Genomic DNA, 15,615 nt, shown 5'->3' on the forward strand with positions numbered 1-15,615 from the left:
ACCCCTGACAAATCCTGCCGTCTAATCGAGCTTTTCCCTTTACGTTATGCTTCTCATGAACGATAACGGAAGGATAACACCATGCAAAAAGTAAAACTGAACAACGGTATTGAAATGCCCCTGTTGGGCTTTGGTGTATTTCAGATGACCGATGCCGCCGAATGCGAAAGAGCGGTCATTGACGCTATTAACAGCGGTTATCGACTGATTGACACCGCCGCCTCTTATCAAAATGAAATCCAGGTCGGAAACGCACTGAAACAAAGCGGTATCGCCCGTAACGAACTCTTTGTCACCACGAAACTCTGGTTGCAGGATACCAGTTACGAAGGGGCCAAAGCCCAGTTCGAACGCTCTCTGAATCGACTGCAACTTGATTACGTTGACCTGTACTTGATTCACCAGCCATATGGCGATGTCCACGGAGCCTGGCGTGCCATGGAAGAGCTGCAACAGGCCGGTAAAATTCGCGCTATTGGCGTCAGTAACTTCCATCCTGACCGACTGGCTGACCTTATCGCCTTTAATAACGTCGTTCCGGCGGTAAACCAGGTTGAAGTTAACCCTTTCAATCAGCAGCTACAGGCCGTTCCGTGGATGCAAAGTCGTGGTATTCAGCCAGAAGCCTGGGCACCGTTTGCGGAAGGGAAAAATGGTCTGTTCCAGCATCCTGTTCTCACGGCAATTGGCGAGAAGTATGGCAAAAGCGTAGGCCAGGTTGTTCTGCGCTGGATCTACCAACGAGGCATTGTTTCGCTTGCAAAATCAGTACGCAGAGAACGCATGGAAGAGAACATCAACATTCTCGATTTTGAACTCAGTCCTGAAGATATGCTGCAAATTACCGCCCTGGATACCGCAACCAGCGCGTTCTTCTCTCACCGCGATCCCGCAATGGTGGAATGGCTGACTGGCCGCAAACTTGATGTTTAAGCCGCGATAAAAGAGGTATTCATTCAATGCAAAAACGTTATCTGGGTAAATCCGGACTCGAAGTCTCCGCCCTTGGGCTCGGTTGCATGGGCTTAAGCCACGGCTACGGCCCGGCGACCGATACCCGTCAGGCTATCGAACTTATTCGTGCTGCGGTTGAACGTGGCGTCACCTTCTTCGATACCGCCGAAGTGTATGGTCCGTATCTGAATGAAGAAGTGGTCGGCGAAGCCTTAAAACCGTTTCGTGACCGCGTGGTGATCGCCACTAAATTCGGTTTTACCTTCGGCGATGATAATAAGCAGCAGATTTTAAACAGCCGTCCGGAACATATCCGTGAAACCGTTGAAGGATCATTACGTCGTCTGAAGACAGATGTTATTGACCTGCTGTACCAACACCGTGTTGATCCGGATGTTCCTATTGAAGATGTTGCAGGAACGGTGAAAGACCTCATCGCAGAAGGTAAGGTCAAACATTTCGGTCTGTCCGAGGCTGGCGCACAAACCATTCGTCGTGCACATGCGGTACAACCTGTCACCGCCCTGCAAAGCGAATATTCCATGTGGTGGCGTGAGCCTGAACAGGAAATTCTGCCGTTGCTGGAGGAACTGGGAATTGGTTTTGTCCCCTTCAGCCCACTAGGTAAAGGTTTCCTGACAGGGGCGATTAAGCCGGGAACCACTTTCGGCAAAGATGATTACCGCAGCACCGTACCGCGTTTCGCAGCACAAGCCATTGAAGCCAATGAAAAACTGGTCACCTTGTTAGGTAAACTGGCTGCGGAGAAAGGGGTAACGTCTGCACAAATCGCACTGGCATGGCTATTAGCACAAAAGCCGTGGATTGTTCCCATCCCTGGCACCACTAAACTGAACCGGCTGGAAGAAAACCTGGCCGCTGCTGACATTGTTCTTTCGCAGAAAGATACGCAGCAGATAACCGAGGCGCTGGAAACAATTAAAATCGTCGGTGAACGTTACTCGCCTGAACATCAGGCACGCGTAGGCCGCTAATACCCAAACGGGTCCAGGATAAAGGACCCGTTATTCGGTGTAGCGAAGCGCATCGATCAACAGCGCAAAAGCTGGCGGATGCTGCTTGCGGCTGGGGTAGTAAAGATAATACCCAGGAAAAGTTGGACACCACTCCTGTAACACCTGAATAAGCTTGCCTGACTTTATATACTCCTGAACCATGTCTTCAGGGACACAAGCGATCCCAAACCCTGATAAGGCGGCATCAATTCTTTCTGGCAACGGACTACACGTCAGCTGCCCATCAACCTTAACGCGAAGCGGTTTCCCTTCTCGCTCGAACTCCCAGTGGTAAAGCCCACCGGCAGTTGGCAAACGCATGTTGATGCAGCGATGATTTTGTAGCTCGTGAGGCGTTTCAGGCGCAGGGTTTGCAGCAAAATACGCCGGAGCTCCCACCACAGCCATCCGCATATCTGGTCCAATCCTGACAGCAACCATATCTTTATCAACATTTTCACCCAGTCGTATCCCGGCATCAAAACGGCCTTCAACAATATCGACAAAACCGTTATCCACCACCAGTTCTACATTGATTTCGGGATACTCTCTGAGAAAAGGTTTTAGCTTCGGCCAGACCAGACTTCGCGCGGCATGTTCCCCGGCAGATAACCGAATATTCCCGGAGGGCGTGCCGTTCTGTTGAATAAGTGACTCCAGTTCCTGTTCAAGCTCGTCAATACGCGGTTCAAGGCAGGCAATGATTCTCTCCCCCGCTTCTGTGGGAGCCACACTGCGGGTAGTCCGTGTCAGGAGGCGGATATTGAGCCTTTCCTCCAGAGCCTTCATTGCATGGCTAAGTGCAGACTGAGAGACGCCGAGTTTGCCCGCTGCTTTGGTAAAACTTCGCTCTCTTGCCACCACAAGAAAGATTTGCAGTTCGTTGAAGTTTTCTTTGAGCATTGGCGATTTCCTTGTAGAAGCATCCTCTTCACAGACACTCATGAAGGGGGGCATAGATGCTATTATTTTAACCACATTATTAGTAACAATGATAATCTGGCTGTATCGAAAATAATTCTAAACTTTCAGGAGATTTATTATGAATAAACGTATCCTCACGATTGCGCCATTCTTCTTACCGATATTCTGACACACATCATTAACTTTCTATTTTTACTCTTTTCTCCACCATAAAATCAATAAAAGCACGAACTTTAGAGGGCATTCTCACCCGTGATGAAACATATATATAAAATCCAGGAAATGAAACGGCCCAATCCTCAAGAATCGGCTGTAACTTGCCCGCATTGATATGTTCAGCGATTGCAAAATCCAGATGTTGAATGATACCCGTTCCATTCAGCGCCATTCGTATCATGCTTTCGTCATCATTAGAAATATACTTACCTGAAACCTCTATTTCGAACTCTTCATTACCCCCCACAACATTAGAAAACTCCCATGCAGAGAGTGCACCGCTACTTTTATGCCGCAACCGAAGGCAATTATGGTTACTCAGTTCCTGAGGCGTTTCAGGAATACCGTGTTCTTTTAAATAATCTGGCGATGCCACAGTAACCAGTTTAATAAGCGGAGAAACAGGAACGGCAGTCATATGCTCATCCAGTCCTTGCTCAAGACGTATGCCCACATCACAGCCGTCCGCAATAATGTTAGATAAACCGTCATCCATAATGAGTTCTATCTTTGTTTTGGGGTAACGAGTAAGAAACTCGCCAATATGAGGCTCAACAAGCATCCGTGCTGCAACACGGGAGGAATTTATTCTCAACAGGCCTGTAGGTTCAAGTTGGGTATCACCAACATCTTTCAAAGCATCATCAATTTGCCCCAAAGCCGACACCAGCACTTCATACAGACGCTGTCCTTCCTCAGTAAGCGACATATTGCGGGTCGTACGGTATATCAGCTTGGTGTTAAGACGTTCCTCAAGAGATTTTAAATTCTGGGACAATGCGGCCCGCGTAATACCCATTTCAGAAGCGGCTCTGGAAAAACTGCCGGCACGAACAATAAGCGCAAACCAGGCAAGAGAAGGCAAAATTGAAGGCTCTATTTTCATCATTGTAAACCTTAACTTAACACTGTGATAGATATTAGACCATTGATGATAACCAATACAAGTCATACTATTACGCCGTTCTCGATATGAACACGAATGCCAGTTGCGGATAATAGAAATGATATTTAAATCTGTTTAGGCAAATCCCCGGAGCTTGAAATGAAAACTGTTTCGATAAAACATACTTACTGGGATATAGCTGCTGATATCTATTTCCCTGACGATTTTAATAGTGAAAAAAAGTATCCTGCCATTATCAGCGCCCATCCAATTGGAAGCTGCAAAGAACAGACATCGGGTAGTGTGTATGGTGCCGCCCTGGCAAAAGCTGGCTTTATCGTCATTGCTTTTGATGCCAGTTTTCAGGGAAGCAGCGGTGGAGAACCGCGTTATCTGGAAGATCCAACAATGCGAGTAAAAAACTTCAGCATTGTCGTTGATTACCTTACCACCTTACCTTACGTTGATGCCGGGCGTATTGGTGTACTGGGTATTTGTGGTGGAGGTGGATATGCCATTAATGCCGCAATGACAGAACGTCGAATTAAAGCTATTGGTACTGTCACGGGTGCAAACTACGGGCGTCTTATGCGTGAGGGATTTACAGCGTTTAATCCTATCGGAGCACTCGAAGCGATGGCGCAACAAAGAACAGACGAAGCTAACGGCGCAAAACTTCGCGTAGATGATTTACTCCCCTCTTCTCCGGATGCAGCTCTTGAAGCGGGATTAACAGAAATAGACCTTTTTGAAGCCACAAAATATTATCGTTCGCCACGAGGCTGTGCACCTAATGGGGTAAATCGTTCGCTATTCTCACATCAGACTGTTGCCGTGGGTTGGGATGCATTTCATCTTGCAGAAGTCCTGTTAACTCAACCAATAATGGTTGTGGTGGGCGATAGAGTGGGCGCATTTGGTGCCTACCGTGACGGCTGCGAAATTATTGGCCGCGCTGCCTCAAAACATAAAGAGCTGGTCGTGGTTGAAGGTTATTCACATTACGACCTGTATGATAAGCCAGAACCTGTGAAACAGGCACTCGAAAAATTAATTCCTTTTTATAAAACACATTTGTAATAATCTTACAGGGAGATTCCTTATCTCCCTGACATTTATCCTTTATTGACTACACAACAATAATAAAATTACTCAAAAAGAATTCTATTAAAGGAAAAAAAGCATCAAAAAGTAGCAACTCAACTTATTAAGATTATACGCATTAAAATCAGATAAACATTTGAGGTATTGTTATGACAAATAAACACCCATCATTGTTTTCTCCTTTTATGCTGACAGAAAAAATAAAGCTACGTAATCGTATCGTTATGGCTCCTATGACAACCTGGTCAGCTAATCCTGATGGAACCATCTCTGAGCAAGAACTCGAATTTTATAAACGTCGCTCACAAAATGTTGGTTTAGTAATAACAGGATGCACCTATGTCACGCCAAGCGGCATTGGGTTTACTCATGAATTTGCCGCGTATGACGACCGTTTCATTAACAGCCTTGAAAAGTTAGCAGCTGCAGCCAAAAGTGGCGGTGCTCCGGCTATTTTGCAGATTTTCCACGCTGGTAATAAAGCCATCCCGGAGCTTGTGCCAAATAACGATGTTATTAGTGCCAGCGCATCAAGCGTAAAATCTGGTGACTTTATGAAGAGAGTGGTACAAAGCAGGGAAATGACTGAAAACGAAATTCAGGAAACCATTAGAGCATTCGGAGATGTCACAAAAAGGGCGATTAAAGCAGGTTTTGATGGCGTTGAACTTCATGGTGCGCACGGATTCCTTCTGCAGAATTTCTTCTCCCCTCTATTTAACCAGCGTAATGACCGATGGGGAGGAGATCTTGAAGGACGTATGCGCTTCCCGCTGGCCGTATTACAGGAAGTAAAAAATGTAGTCTATGAATATGCGACAAAGCGCTTTGCTATCGGTTACAGAATATCTCCTGAAGAATCTGTAACAGGGGGGCTGCGGATAGAGGATACTTATAAACTCCTTGATCGACTCATTTCATCCGGTATTTCGTATATACATACCTCGCTGGTCAGTATTAACGATAGCTACCCTGTTGAGTCGCCAAATGGCCCCCGAACTATTGAATTGATTTTAAATCATATTGCAGGCAGAGTGCCGGTAATCGCTGCAGGTAAAATACGCACACCGTCTCAGGCTCAAGAAGCAATTTCCGCTGGCCTGCCACTTGTTGCGATCGGTAAAGGGCTGGTGATAAATCCAGAATGGGTGACTTTAGCTGAATCAGGTAGAAGCCATGAAATTCAAACAACCCTTAATCCACAACTTGTTCCTGAATTAACCATTCCGGATAAACTATGGGATCAAATTCAGGCATCGAAAGGAACTGGCTGGTTTCCGTTAATGGATTAAATATCTATTACTCTCCCGAGAGTAAAACTATTAAACCAATGAGTAACCGATACAGCCTCGCAAATTCTTTCAGATAATTAACTCGTCACTGCGGCACGTTCTCTCGTAAGGCGTGCCTGCTGTGTAATCCAGTATGTATCCGGCATAGTTGACGGTTTAATAGAACTCAATTCCTCTCCCAGGTCACCAACAACGATATCTTGTATAACACCCCAGGAGATACGACATTATGATGAGATGCGATATGCTCCTCAGCGCCAATCAACGCCCGGGCTGGGCCAGTTTTGAGATCAGACTCATTCCCGGACTGACTTCAGGCGACATATATCAATGACGTTGGGGCAATAAAAGATAGCCGATGTAATACATCTATTCAAATTTGTGATACATGTCAAAAAATTGGTTGACCAAACTCGTTATTTATATAAGGGCACTTACGAAGTGCACTCTTTTTTAAAGCGAGGAAGTACCAATGAAAGAGAATAAAGTACAACAAATCAGTCATAAACTGATTAATATCGTTGTTTTTGTCGCAATTGTAGAATACGCCTATTTATTTCTCCATTTCTATTAATAACGGCAATAAACTGTTCACTTCAGTGATATTAAAAAATATGCATCCTCTCCCTTTTTTGTAAGTAATTATTATATCCGTGGGAGAGGAATACACGCTGTCCGGCAATCAAACTGCGATAAATCATCGGCCAGTAAAATGGAGATAGCCTCCATTCTCGAAAAATTCATACTCTCAGCGAAACCATCACTCATCAAGGCGTTTATGGGAGCGTCGCCAATGGCTGCTAACAATGCCAGACTTCCCCGTTGCCGAAATTCCACATACCACAAATGGTCACAGGGATTGGGTGTTGAAATGATCCGGATGAGCATGTATCTTTATGGTTATGTTATAACATAACAGGTAAAAATGATGAAGCCCAATATCCATCCTGAGTATCGTACTGTGGTGTTCCACGACACCAGTGTTGATGAGTACTTTAAAATCGGCTCGACTATCAAAACAGACCGTGAGATTGAGCTGGATGGCGTAACGTATCCGTACGTGACAATTGATGTCTCTTCTAAATCGCACCCGTTCTATACAGGGAAGCTGAGAACAGTGGCATCAGAAGGAAATGTTGCACGATTCACCCAACGTTTTGGTCGTTTTGTTAGCACGAAAAAGGGGGCATGATGAAAGTCCTTAACTCTCTGCGTACCGCAAAAGAACGCCATCCAGACTGTCAGATTGTGAAGCGAAAAGGACGGCTATATGTGATTTGTAAATCTAATCCACGTTTTAAGGCCGTTCAGGGTCGTAAGAAAAAACGTTGATTCAAAATTCGACGAATTAACGATATTTGTCTGATTAATAATCAGACCGGATTAATGTTGGTGTATTTATTACACCAGCATTAATTTTCCTGGGGATGTATCTTCCTGTTCATTTAAGGTCAACTGCCTGACGTTTCTCTCCGAATATTCCATTATATTAATGTTGACTTGTTGACCAGGTGCGCCCTGTATGCTGGCATCAACTCTCTTTTAGACTGAACACGCCACTCAGTTTCCTCCCTTTGCGACGCAGCCTGCATTTACACTCAAACGGTTAAGATGATAAATGTGGTAAATCTGTTGGTACTGACATAAAAACGTTTACGCCACAGGAACGGCCTGATCCACCGGTAACCCCATCGCCGACGTTCGAGTGCCAGTTAGAGTAACGCGCACAGATGACTGAATGCAGTGCCCTGGCAAAGAGGCCATCGTTCCTGTGACAACTGGCAGTCTTCGTTTAACTTCACTTAATTTGGCTCTTAGGGGGCTTACCGGACAGATGACGTACTTACACCTGTTTAATTTTTCATCACTTATTGGGATGAACACCCATAACCATTTTGTGCGGCATGTTAATCCATTAAAACACCTTACTGATTGGCAAATCATCTTTAATTATAACTCATGATAGTTTTATATTCTATTTCTTATCATTTAAACTTGTTTTTTTACTAGTCCATTACACAACACATTAAGACTATTCCTAACACCTCAGGGCAAAGTTCCTGGCTAATATAAAATGCAAGTAAGAATTGAACGTTATATTGCCAATAACCTTATGAAACTGAATGTCTTTTTCTTCTTATCAAAAAAGCAATATTTTCATTTTTTGTAAATATTGACTTAACCATGGAATTCCTTTTCTGTTCACATATTGACACTCATCAGGAAAAAAACATAAATTTAAACCTAATCGAAATAATTAAAACTTAATCTCGTTTAACCTATATTGATATGTGCTACGTATCTTATTTACTTCCGATTTACTAAAGAAACTGAATGTACCTGTAAAAATTACAGGTTTGGAAAGTAGTGACATGGCAAAATGATTACAGCAGGGACTATGAGGTTAAAAATCATATGGAATGTCAAAACCGTTCTGATAAATACATCTGGTCTCCCCATGACGCCTACTTCTATAAAGGACTATCTGAACTGATTGTGGATATCGACAGATTAATTTATCTATCGCTGGAGAAAATCAGAAAAGATTTCGTGTTTATCAATCTCAATACGGATTCTTTAACTGAGTTTATAAACCGTGATAATGAGTGGTTATCCGCGGTAAAGGGGAAACAGGTCGTATTGATTGCGGCCAGAAAGTCAGAAGCCTTAGCAAATTATTGGTATTACAACAGCAATATTAGGGGCGTGGTATACGCTGGACTGAGTCGTGATATTAGAAAAGAACTGGCCTATGTGATTAATGGCAGGTTCCTGAGAAAAGATATTAAGAAAGATAAAATCACTGACCGGGAAATGGAAATTATCCGCATGACGGCTCAGGGAATGCTGCCTAAATCGATTGCCAGAATTGAAAATTGTAGTGTGAAGACAGTGTATACCCATCGGCGTAATGCTGAGGCCAAGCTGTACTCAAAAATATATAAGTTGGTTCCGTAAACTCCAGGCAAGTTAGTTTTAAAAAATGACTCACAGGGACATCACGTCCTCAATTCAACTCGGGAAGAAAAGCAATGAAAAAAAAGGTTCTGGCAATAGCTCTGGTAACGGTGTTTACCGGTACAGGTGTGGCGCAGGCTGCTGACGTAACAGCTCAGGCTGTAGCGACCTGGTCAGCAACAGCCAAAAAAGACACCACCAGTAAGCTGGTTGTGACGCCACTCGGTAGCCTGGCGTTCCAGTATGCCGAAGGCATTAAAGGTTTTAACTCACAGAAAGGTCTATTTGACGTGGCTATCGAGGGTGACTCAACGGCTACCGCCTTTAAACTGACCTCACGTCTTATCACCAACACCTTAACCCAGTTGGATACCTCAGGTTCCACACTGAATGTGGGCGTGGATTATAACGGCGCGGCAGTCGAAAAAACTGGCGATACCGTGATGATCGATACCGCCAACGGCGTACTGGGCGGCAACCTTAGCCCACTGGCTAACGGTTACAATGCCAGCAATCGTACCACCGCACAGGATGGTTTCACTTTCTCCATCATCAGCGGCACCACCAATGGTACCACCGCAGTAACCGATTACAGCACTCTACCGGAAGGCATCTGGAGCGGCGACGTTAGCGTACAGTTCGACGCGACCTGGACCAGTTAATCTCTCTGATGTACCAGCAGGGGTAGCCCCCCTGCTTTATTCCTGGACGGAATTGTTATGAAAAAGCACCTTCTGCCTCTCGCTCTGCTGTTTTCCGGAATATCTCCGGCCCAGGCGCTGGATGTCGGCGATATATCATCGTTTATGAACAGTGACAGCAGCACGCTGAGCAAAACGATCCAAAACAGTACCGACAGTGGCCGCCTCATCAATATCCGTCTCGAACGGCTCTCTTCACCGCTTGACGACGGGCAGGTTATCGCAATGGACAAGCCGGATGAGTTGCTACTCACTCCCGCTAGCTTGCTGCTACCCGCCCAAGCCAGCGAAGTGATCCGCTTCTTCTATAAGGGACCAGCAGATGAAAAAGAGCGCTACTACCGCATTGTCTGGTTCGATCAGGCCCTCAGTGATGCGCAGCGCGATAATGCCAACCGCAGCGCTGTAGCCACTGCTTCCGCCCGCATCGGCACCATTCTGGTCGTCGCCCCCCGCCAGGCGAACTACCGCTTTCAGTACGCCAACGGCTCCCTGACAAATACAGGAAATGCGACGCTGCGGATCCTCGCCTACGGCCCCTGCCTGAAAGCCGCCAATGGTAAGGAGTGTAAAGAGAATTACTACCTGATGCCGGGCAAGTCGCGTCGTTTTACCCGCGTGGACACGGCGGATAACAAAGGACGGGTTGCACTTTGGCAGGGTGATAAGTTCATTCCCGTGAAATAGATAGCTGTGCAGATGGATAACGACAATGCCTTTACGACGGTTCTCCCCAGGACTGAAAGCCCAGTTTGCCTTCGGCATGGTCTTTTTGTTCGTTCAGCCCGATGCCAGCGCTGCTGACATAAGTGCGCAGCAAATAGGTGGGGTGATTATTCCGCAGGCCTTCAGTCAGGCGCTCCAGGACGGCATGAGCGTCCCGCTTTATATTCATCTCGCCGGTAGCCAGGGTCGCCAGGACGATCAGCGAATCGGCAGCGCTTTTATCTGGCTGGATGATGGACAGCTACGCATCCGGAAAATACAGCTGGAAGAGAGTGAAGATAACGCCAGTGTCAGCGAACAAACTCGACAGCAGCTGATGGCTCTGGCGAACGCCCCGTTCAATGAGGCCCTTACCATCCCCCTGACTGACAACGCGCAGCTGGATCTCAGCTTGCGCCAACTGCTGCTGCAGCTAGTGGTCAAGCGCGAAGCGCTGGGCACCGTACTACGCTCACGTAGCGAAGACATCGGGCAGTCCAGTGTTAACACCCTCAGCAGTAATCTGAGCTATAACTTCGGCGTCTATAACAACCAGTTGCGTAACGGCGGGAGCAACACATCCAGCTATCTGTCGCTGAATAACGTTACTGCACTGCGCGAACATCACGTGGTGCTCGACGGCTCGCTGTACGGGATCGGTAGCGGTCAACAGGACAGTGAATTATATAAAGCGATGTATGAACGCGATTTTGCCGGTCACCGATTTGCCGGTGGAATGCTCGACACCTGGAACTTGCAGTCCTTAGGGCCGATGACCGCCATTTCAGCAGGGAAGATTTACGGCCTTTCCTGGGGAAACCAGGCCAGCTCCACCATCTTCGACAGCAGCCAGTCAGCCACGCCAGTGATCGCCTTTTTACCGGCGGCGGGCGAAGTACATCTCACCCGTGATGGGCGGCTATTAAGCGTTCAGAACTTCACCATGGGCAATCATGAAGTGGATACCCGAGGTCTACCGTACGGTATTTACGATGTGGAAGTTGAGGTGATCGTTAACGGTCGCGTGATCAGCAAACGCACTCAACGGGTCAATAAGCTGTTTAGCCGGGGGCGCGGCGTCGGTGCACCACTGGCGTGGCAGATATGGGGCGGTAGCTTTCATATGGATCGCTGGTCGGAAAACGGGAAAAAGACGCGACCAGCTAAAGAGAGTTGGCTGGCAGGTGCCTCGACCTCCGGCTCACTGAGTACGCTTAGCTGGGCGGCAACGGGATATGGATACGATAATCAGGCAGTGGGCGAAACCCGTCTGACGCTGCCGCTTGGGGGGGCGATCAACGTTAACCTGCAAAACATGCTGGCCAGTGACAGCTCATGGAGCAACATCGCCAGCATCAGCGCCACTCTACCTGGAGGCTTCAGTTCGCTGTGGGTTAACCAGGAAAAAACCCGCATTGGCAATCAATTGCGACGTAGCGATGCCGACAACCGTGCAATCGGCGGCACACTCAACCTGAACTCACTGTGGTCGAAGCTGGGCACATTCAGCATCAGCTACAATGATGACCGCCGTTACAACAGCCATTATTACACGGCAGATTACTATCAAAATGTCTACAGCGGTCCCTTTGGTTCGCTTGGCCTGCGGGCCGGTATTCAGCGCTATAACAACGGCGACAGCAGCGCCAATACAGGGAAATATATCGCTCTCGATCTCTCGCTACCACTGGGCAACTGGTTTAGCGCAGGGATGACCCATCAAAACGGCTACACCATGGCAAACCTGTCAGCACGCAAACAGTTTGATGAAGGAACCATTCGCACTGTTGGTGCCAATCTGTCACGAGCCATCTCCGGCGATACCGGTGATGACAAAACCCTCAGCGGTGGGGCGTATGCACAGTTCGACGCTCGTTACGCCAGCGGAACGCTGAACGTCAATAGCGCGGCGGACGGCTACATCAATACCAATTTGACCGCCAACGGCAGCGTCGGCTGGCAAGGTAAAAACATCGCTGCCAGCGGGCGGACCGATGGCAATGCTGGGGTGATATTCGACACTGGCCTGGAGAACGATGGTCAGATCAGCGCCAAAATCAACGGGCGGATTTTCCCGCTTAACGGCAAGCGTAACTATCTCCCGCTCTCTCCCTATGGAAGATATGAGGTGGAGTTACAGAACAGCAAAAACTCACTCGACAGTTACGATATCGTCAGCGGTCGCAAAAGCCATCTGACTCTCTATCCAGGCAATGTCGCTGTCATTGAGCCAGAGGTGAAGCAGATGGTTACCGTCTCCGGTCGTATCCGTGCGGAAGACGGCACACTGCTGGCTAACGCACGGATTAACAACCATATCGGCCGAACCCGAACCGATGAAAACGGCGAGTTTGTCATGGACGTGGATAAGAAATACCCCACTATCGATTTTCGCTACAGTGGCAATAAAACCTGCGAAGTGGCACTGGAACTCAACCAGGCGCGCGGTGCCGTCTGGGTCGGTGATGTGGTCTGCAGCGGCCTCTCATCGTGGGCGGCGGTGACGCAGACAGGAGAAGAGAATGAGAGTTAACCTACTGATAGCGATGATAATCGTTGCGCTAATCTGGCCTGCAACCGCGCTCAGAGCGGCAGTGAGCAAAACCACCTGGGCGGATGCTCCGGCACGCGAGTTTGTGTTTGTCGAAAACAACTCAGACGACAACTTTTTCGTCACTCCTGGCGGGGCGCTGGATCCGCGCCTGACCGGTGCCAACCGCTGGACCGGTTTAAAATACAATGGTTCAGGAACCATCTATCAGCAAAGCCTCGGCTACATTGATAACGGTTACAACACCGGCCTTTATACCAACTGGAAGTTTGATATGTGGCTGGAAAATTCACCAGTTTCATCTCCTTTAACTGGCTTGCGCTGCATCAACTGGTACGCTGGGTGTAATATGACCACCAGTCTTATCCTGCCGCAAACCACCGACGCCAGTGGATTTTATGGCGCGACGGTGACCAGCGGCGGCGCGAAGTGGATGCACGGCATGTTGTCAGACGCCTTTTACCAGTATCTGCAACAAATGCCCGTCGGCAGCAGCTTTACAATGACCATCAATGCCTGCCAGACCTCTGTGAACTATGACGCCAGCAGCGGCGCACGCTGTAAGGATCAGGCCTCCGGCAACTGGTATGTTCGCAACGTCACCCATACGAAAGCAGCAAATCTACGGTTGATAAATACCCACTCGCTGGCGGAGGTGTTTATCAACAGCGACGGAGTACCGACTCTGGGCGAAGGGAACGCCGACTGCCGGACGCAAACCATCGGCAGCCGTTCAGGATTAAGTTGTAAGATGGTTAACTATACCCTGCAAACAAACGGACTCAGCAACACCTCAATCCATATATTCCCGGCGATCGCCAACTCGTCGTTAGCCTCGGCCGTCGGGGCGTACGATATGCAGTTCAGTCTGAATGGCAGTTCATGGAAACCGGTGAGCAATACTGCCTATTACTACACCTTCAACGAGATGAAGAGCGCAGACTCGATCTATGTTTTCTTCTCGAGCAACTTCTTTAAGCAGATGGTGAACCTCGGGATCAGCGATATCAACACCAAAGATCTATTCAACTTTCGCTTTCAGAACACCACATCACCGGAGTCTGGCTGGTATGAATTTTCTACCTCCAACACGCTGATTATCAAACCCCGTGATTTCAGCATCAGTATTATCTCCGATGAATATACTCAGACACCGTCGCGGGAGGGATATGTTGGCAGCGGCGAGTCGGCACTCGATTTCGGCTATATCGTAACCACCAGCGGTAAAACAGCTGCCGACGAAGTGCTGATCAAGGTGACCGGACCCGCGCAGGTGATTGGCGGGCGCTCCTATTGTGTCTTCAGCTCCGATGATGGTAAGGCGAAAGTACCGTTCCCGGCGACGCTTTCCTTTATTACCCGCAGCGGAGCTACAAAAACCTACGATGCCGGGTGCGATGATAGCTGGCGGGATATGACCGATGCGCTGTGGCTGACCACACCGTGGACTGATATCTCTGGCGAAGTGGGGCAGATGGATAAGACCACAGTCAAATTTTCGATTCCAATGGATAACGCCATTTCGCTGCGTACGGTAGATGATAACGGCTGGTTTGGCGAAGTCAGCGCTTCAGGAGAGATTCATGTTCAGGCGACGTGGCGTAACATTAACTAAGGCCCTGCTGACAGTGGTCTGTATGCTGGCGGCACCTTTGACACAGGCGATTTCGGTCGGCAATCTGACTTTTTCACTGCCGTCCGAGACTGACTTTGTCAGCAAACGTGTAGTGAATAACAACAAAAGCGCACGGATATACCGTATTGCCATCAGTGCTATTGATAGCCCGGGCAGCAGTGAATTGCGCACCCGACCGGTGGATGGTGAACTGCTTTTCGCCCCCCGCCAGCTGGCGTTGCAGGCTGGTGAGAGCGAGTATTTTAAATTTTACTATCATGGTCCACGGGATAACCGCGAGCGCTACTACCGGGTCTCATTTCGCGAGGTCCCCACTCGTAACCAGACAAGACGTAGCCCAACCGGCGGCGAGGTCAGCACGGAGCCGGTGGTGGTGATAGATACCATTCTGGTAGTACGACCACGTCAGGTTCAGTTTAAATGGTCCTTCGACCAGGTGACAGGAACGGTAAGTAACACTGGCAACACATGGTTTAAGCTACTGATTAAGCCAGGATGTGATTCGACCGAAGAGGAAGGCGATGCCTGGTATCTACGTCCGGGAGACGTGGTTCATCAGCCTGAGTTACGTCAGCCGGGGAATCATTATCTGGTCTATAACGACAAATTCATTAAGATTAGCGATTCCTGTCCTGCTAAGCCCCCTTCGGCGGACTAAGACTTATCCATCGG

Annotated in this window: 15 protein-coding genes and 1 pseudogene; 13 read left to right on the forward strand and 3 right to left on the reverse strand. The window is 48.0% G+C overall.

Going from position 1 to position 15,615, the window contains the following annotated elements:
• Window positions 1-81 precede the first annotated feature (81 nt).
• Window positions 82-933 carry an aldo/keto reductase gene (locus ACJHWK_RS10525; protein WP_001521924.1) on the forward strand — a complete coding sequence of 284 codons (852 nt, stop codon included), beginning with the start codon at window positions 82-84 and terminating at the stop codon, window positions 931-933.
• A gap of 26 nt (window positions 934-959) precedes the next feature.
• Window positions 960-1,949 (forward strand): aldo/keto reductase, encoded by a 990-nt coding sequence (locus ACJHWK_RS10530; RefSeq protein ID WP_170886244.1) that lies wholly within the window; start codon window positions 960-962, stop codon window positions 1,947-1,949.
• Between the two features lie 30 nt (window positions 1,950-1,979).
• Here the strand turns inward: ACJHWK_RS10530 and ACJHWK_RS10535 are convergent, their stop codons facing one another.
• Both ACJHWK_RS10535 and ACJHWK_RS10540 read right to left on the reverse strand, forming a co-directional pair.
• Complete coding sequence (locus ACJHWK_RS10535) at window positions 1,980-2,873, reverse strand: LysR family transcriptional regulator (protein ID WP_001521923.1); 894 nt, start codon at window positions 2,871-2,873, stop codon at window positions 1,980-1,982.
• A gap of 199 nt (window positions 2,874-3,072) precedes the next feature.
• Entirely contained in the window at window positions 3,073-3,999 is a 927-nt protein-coding gene (locus tag ACJHWK_RS10540; protein WP_001328123.1) for a LysR family transcriptional regulator, read from the reverse strand.
• 156 nt (window positions 4,000-4,155) lie between these two features.
• Here ACJHWK_RS10540 and ACJHWK_RS10545 point away from each other — a divergent pair, with 156 nt between their 5' ends.
• From ACJHWK_RS10545 to ykgO, 5 genes are all read left to right on the forward strand, one after another.
• On the forward strand, window positions 4,156-5,076 hold the full coding sequence (locus ACJHWK_RS10545) for an alpha/beta hydrolase (RefSeq protein ID WP_410234833.1): 921 nt from the start codon (window positions 4,156-4,158) through the stop codon (window positions 5,074-5,076).
• A 173-nt stretch (window positions 5,077-5,249) separates the two neighbouring features.
• Window positions 5,250-6,392: an NADH-dependent flavin oxidoreductase gene (locus ACJHWK_RS10550; protein WP_000182342.1), complete on the forward strand. Its 1,143-nt coding sequence runs from the start codon at window positions 5,250-5,252 to the stop codon at window positions 6,390-6,392.
• A 472-nt stretch (window positions 6,393-6,864) separates the two neighbouring features.
• Window positions 6,865-6,966, forward strand: a complete 102-nt coding sequence (ykgR, locus tag ACJHWK_RS10555; RefSeq protein ID WP_000662258.1) for a small membrane protein YkgR — start codon at window positions 6,865-6,867, stop codon at window positions 6,964-6,966.
• 354 nt (window positions 6,967-7,320) lie between these two features.
• A complete protein-coding gene (locus tag ACJHWK_RS10560; RefSeq protein ID WP_000803998.1) occupies window positions 7,321-7,584 on the forward strand; it encodes a type B 50S ribosomal protein L31 in 264 nt (87 codons plus the stop codon).
• Window positions 7,584-7,724: a type B 50S ribosomal protein L36 gene (ykgO, locus tag ACJHWK_RS10565; RefSeq protein ID WP_000866436.1), complete on the forward strand. Its 141-nt coding sequence runs from the start codon at window positions 7,584-7,586 to the stop codon at window positions 7,722-7,724. Before ACJHWK_RS10560 ends, ykgO begins: the two co-directional genes overlap by 1 nt.
• Window positions 7,725-7,758: 34 nt before the next feature.
• Here the strand turns inward: ykgO and ykgL are convergent.
• Window positions 7,759-7,984 (reverse strand): annotated as a pseudogene (gene ykgL, locus ACJHWK_RS10570) (protein YkgL).
• 823 nt (window positions 7,985-8,807) lie between these two features.
• On the opposite strand from ykgL, the gene ecpR reads away from it, so the two are divergent.
• From ecpR to ecpE, 6 genes are all read left to right on the forward strand, one after another.
• Complete coding sequence (gene ecpR, locus ACJHWK_RS10575; RefSeq protein WP_001305433.1) at window positions 8,808-9,350, forward strand: ECP biosynthesis operon DNA-binding transcriptional regulator EcpR; 543 nt, start codon at window positions 8,808-8,810, stop codon at window positions 9,348-9,350.
• Between the two features lie 74 nt (window positions 9,351-9,424).
• On the forward strand, window positions 9,425-10,012 hold the full coding sequence (gene ecpA, locus ACJHWK_RS10580; RefSeq protein ID WP_000730982.1) for a common pilus major fimbrillin subunit EcpA: 588 nt from the start codon (window positions 9,425-9,427) through the stop codon (window positions 10,010-10,012).
• Window positions 10,013-10,069: 57 nt separating this feature from the next.
• Window positions 10,070-10,738: a fimbrial chaperone EcpB gene (gene ecpB, locus ACJHWK_RS10585; protein WP_001521922.1), complete on the forward strand. Its 669-nt coding sequence runs from the start codon at window positions 10,070-10,072 to the stop codon at window positions 10,736-10,738.
• A 25-nt stretch (window positions 10,739-10,763) separates the two neighbouring features.
• Complete coding sequence (gene ecpC, locus ACJHWK_RS10590; protein ID WP_001131068.1) at window positions 10,764-13,289, forward strand: fimbrial usher EcpC; 2,526 nt, start codon at window positions 10,764-10,766, stop codon at window positions 13,287-13,289.
• Entirely contained in the window at window positions 13,279-14,922 is a 1,644-nt protein-coding gene (ecpD, locus tag ACJHWK_RS10595) for a fimbrial adhesin EcpD (RefSeq protein WP_001521920.1), read from the forward strand. The genes ecpC and ecpD overlap by 11 nt, the downstream gene beginning before the upstream one ends.
• Window positions 14,891-15,601, forward strand: coding sequence for a fimbrial chaperone EcpE (ecpE, locus tag ACJHWK_RS10600; protein WP_001521919.1), 711 nt, complete (start codon window positions 14,891-14,893; stop codon window positions 15,599-15,601). Before ecpD ends, ecpE begins: the two co-directional genes overlap by 32 nt.
• Window positions 15,602-15,615 lie beyond the last annotated feature (14 nt).

It is taken from the genome of Escherichia sp. WS547 (assembly GCF_046486065.1).
Classification (GTDB): Bacteria; Pseudomonadota; Gammaproteobacteria; order Enterobacterales; family Enterobacteriaceae; genus Escherichia; species Escherichia coli.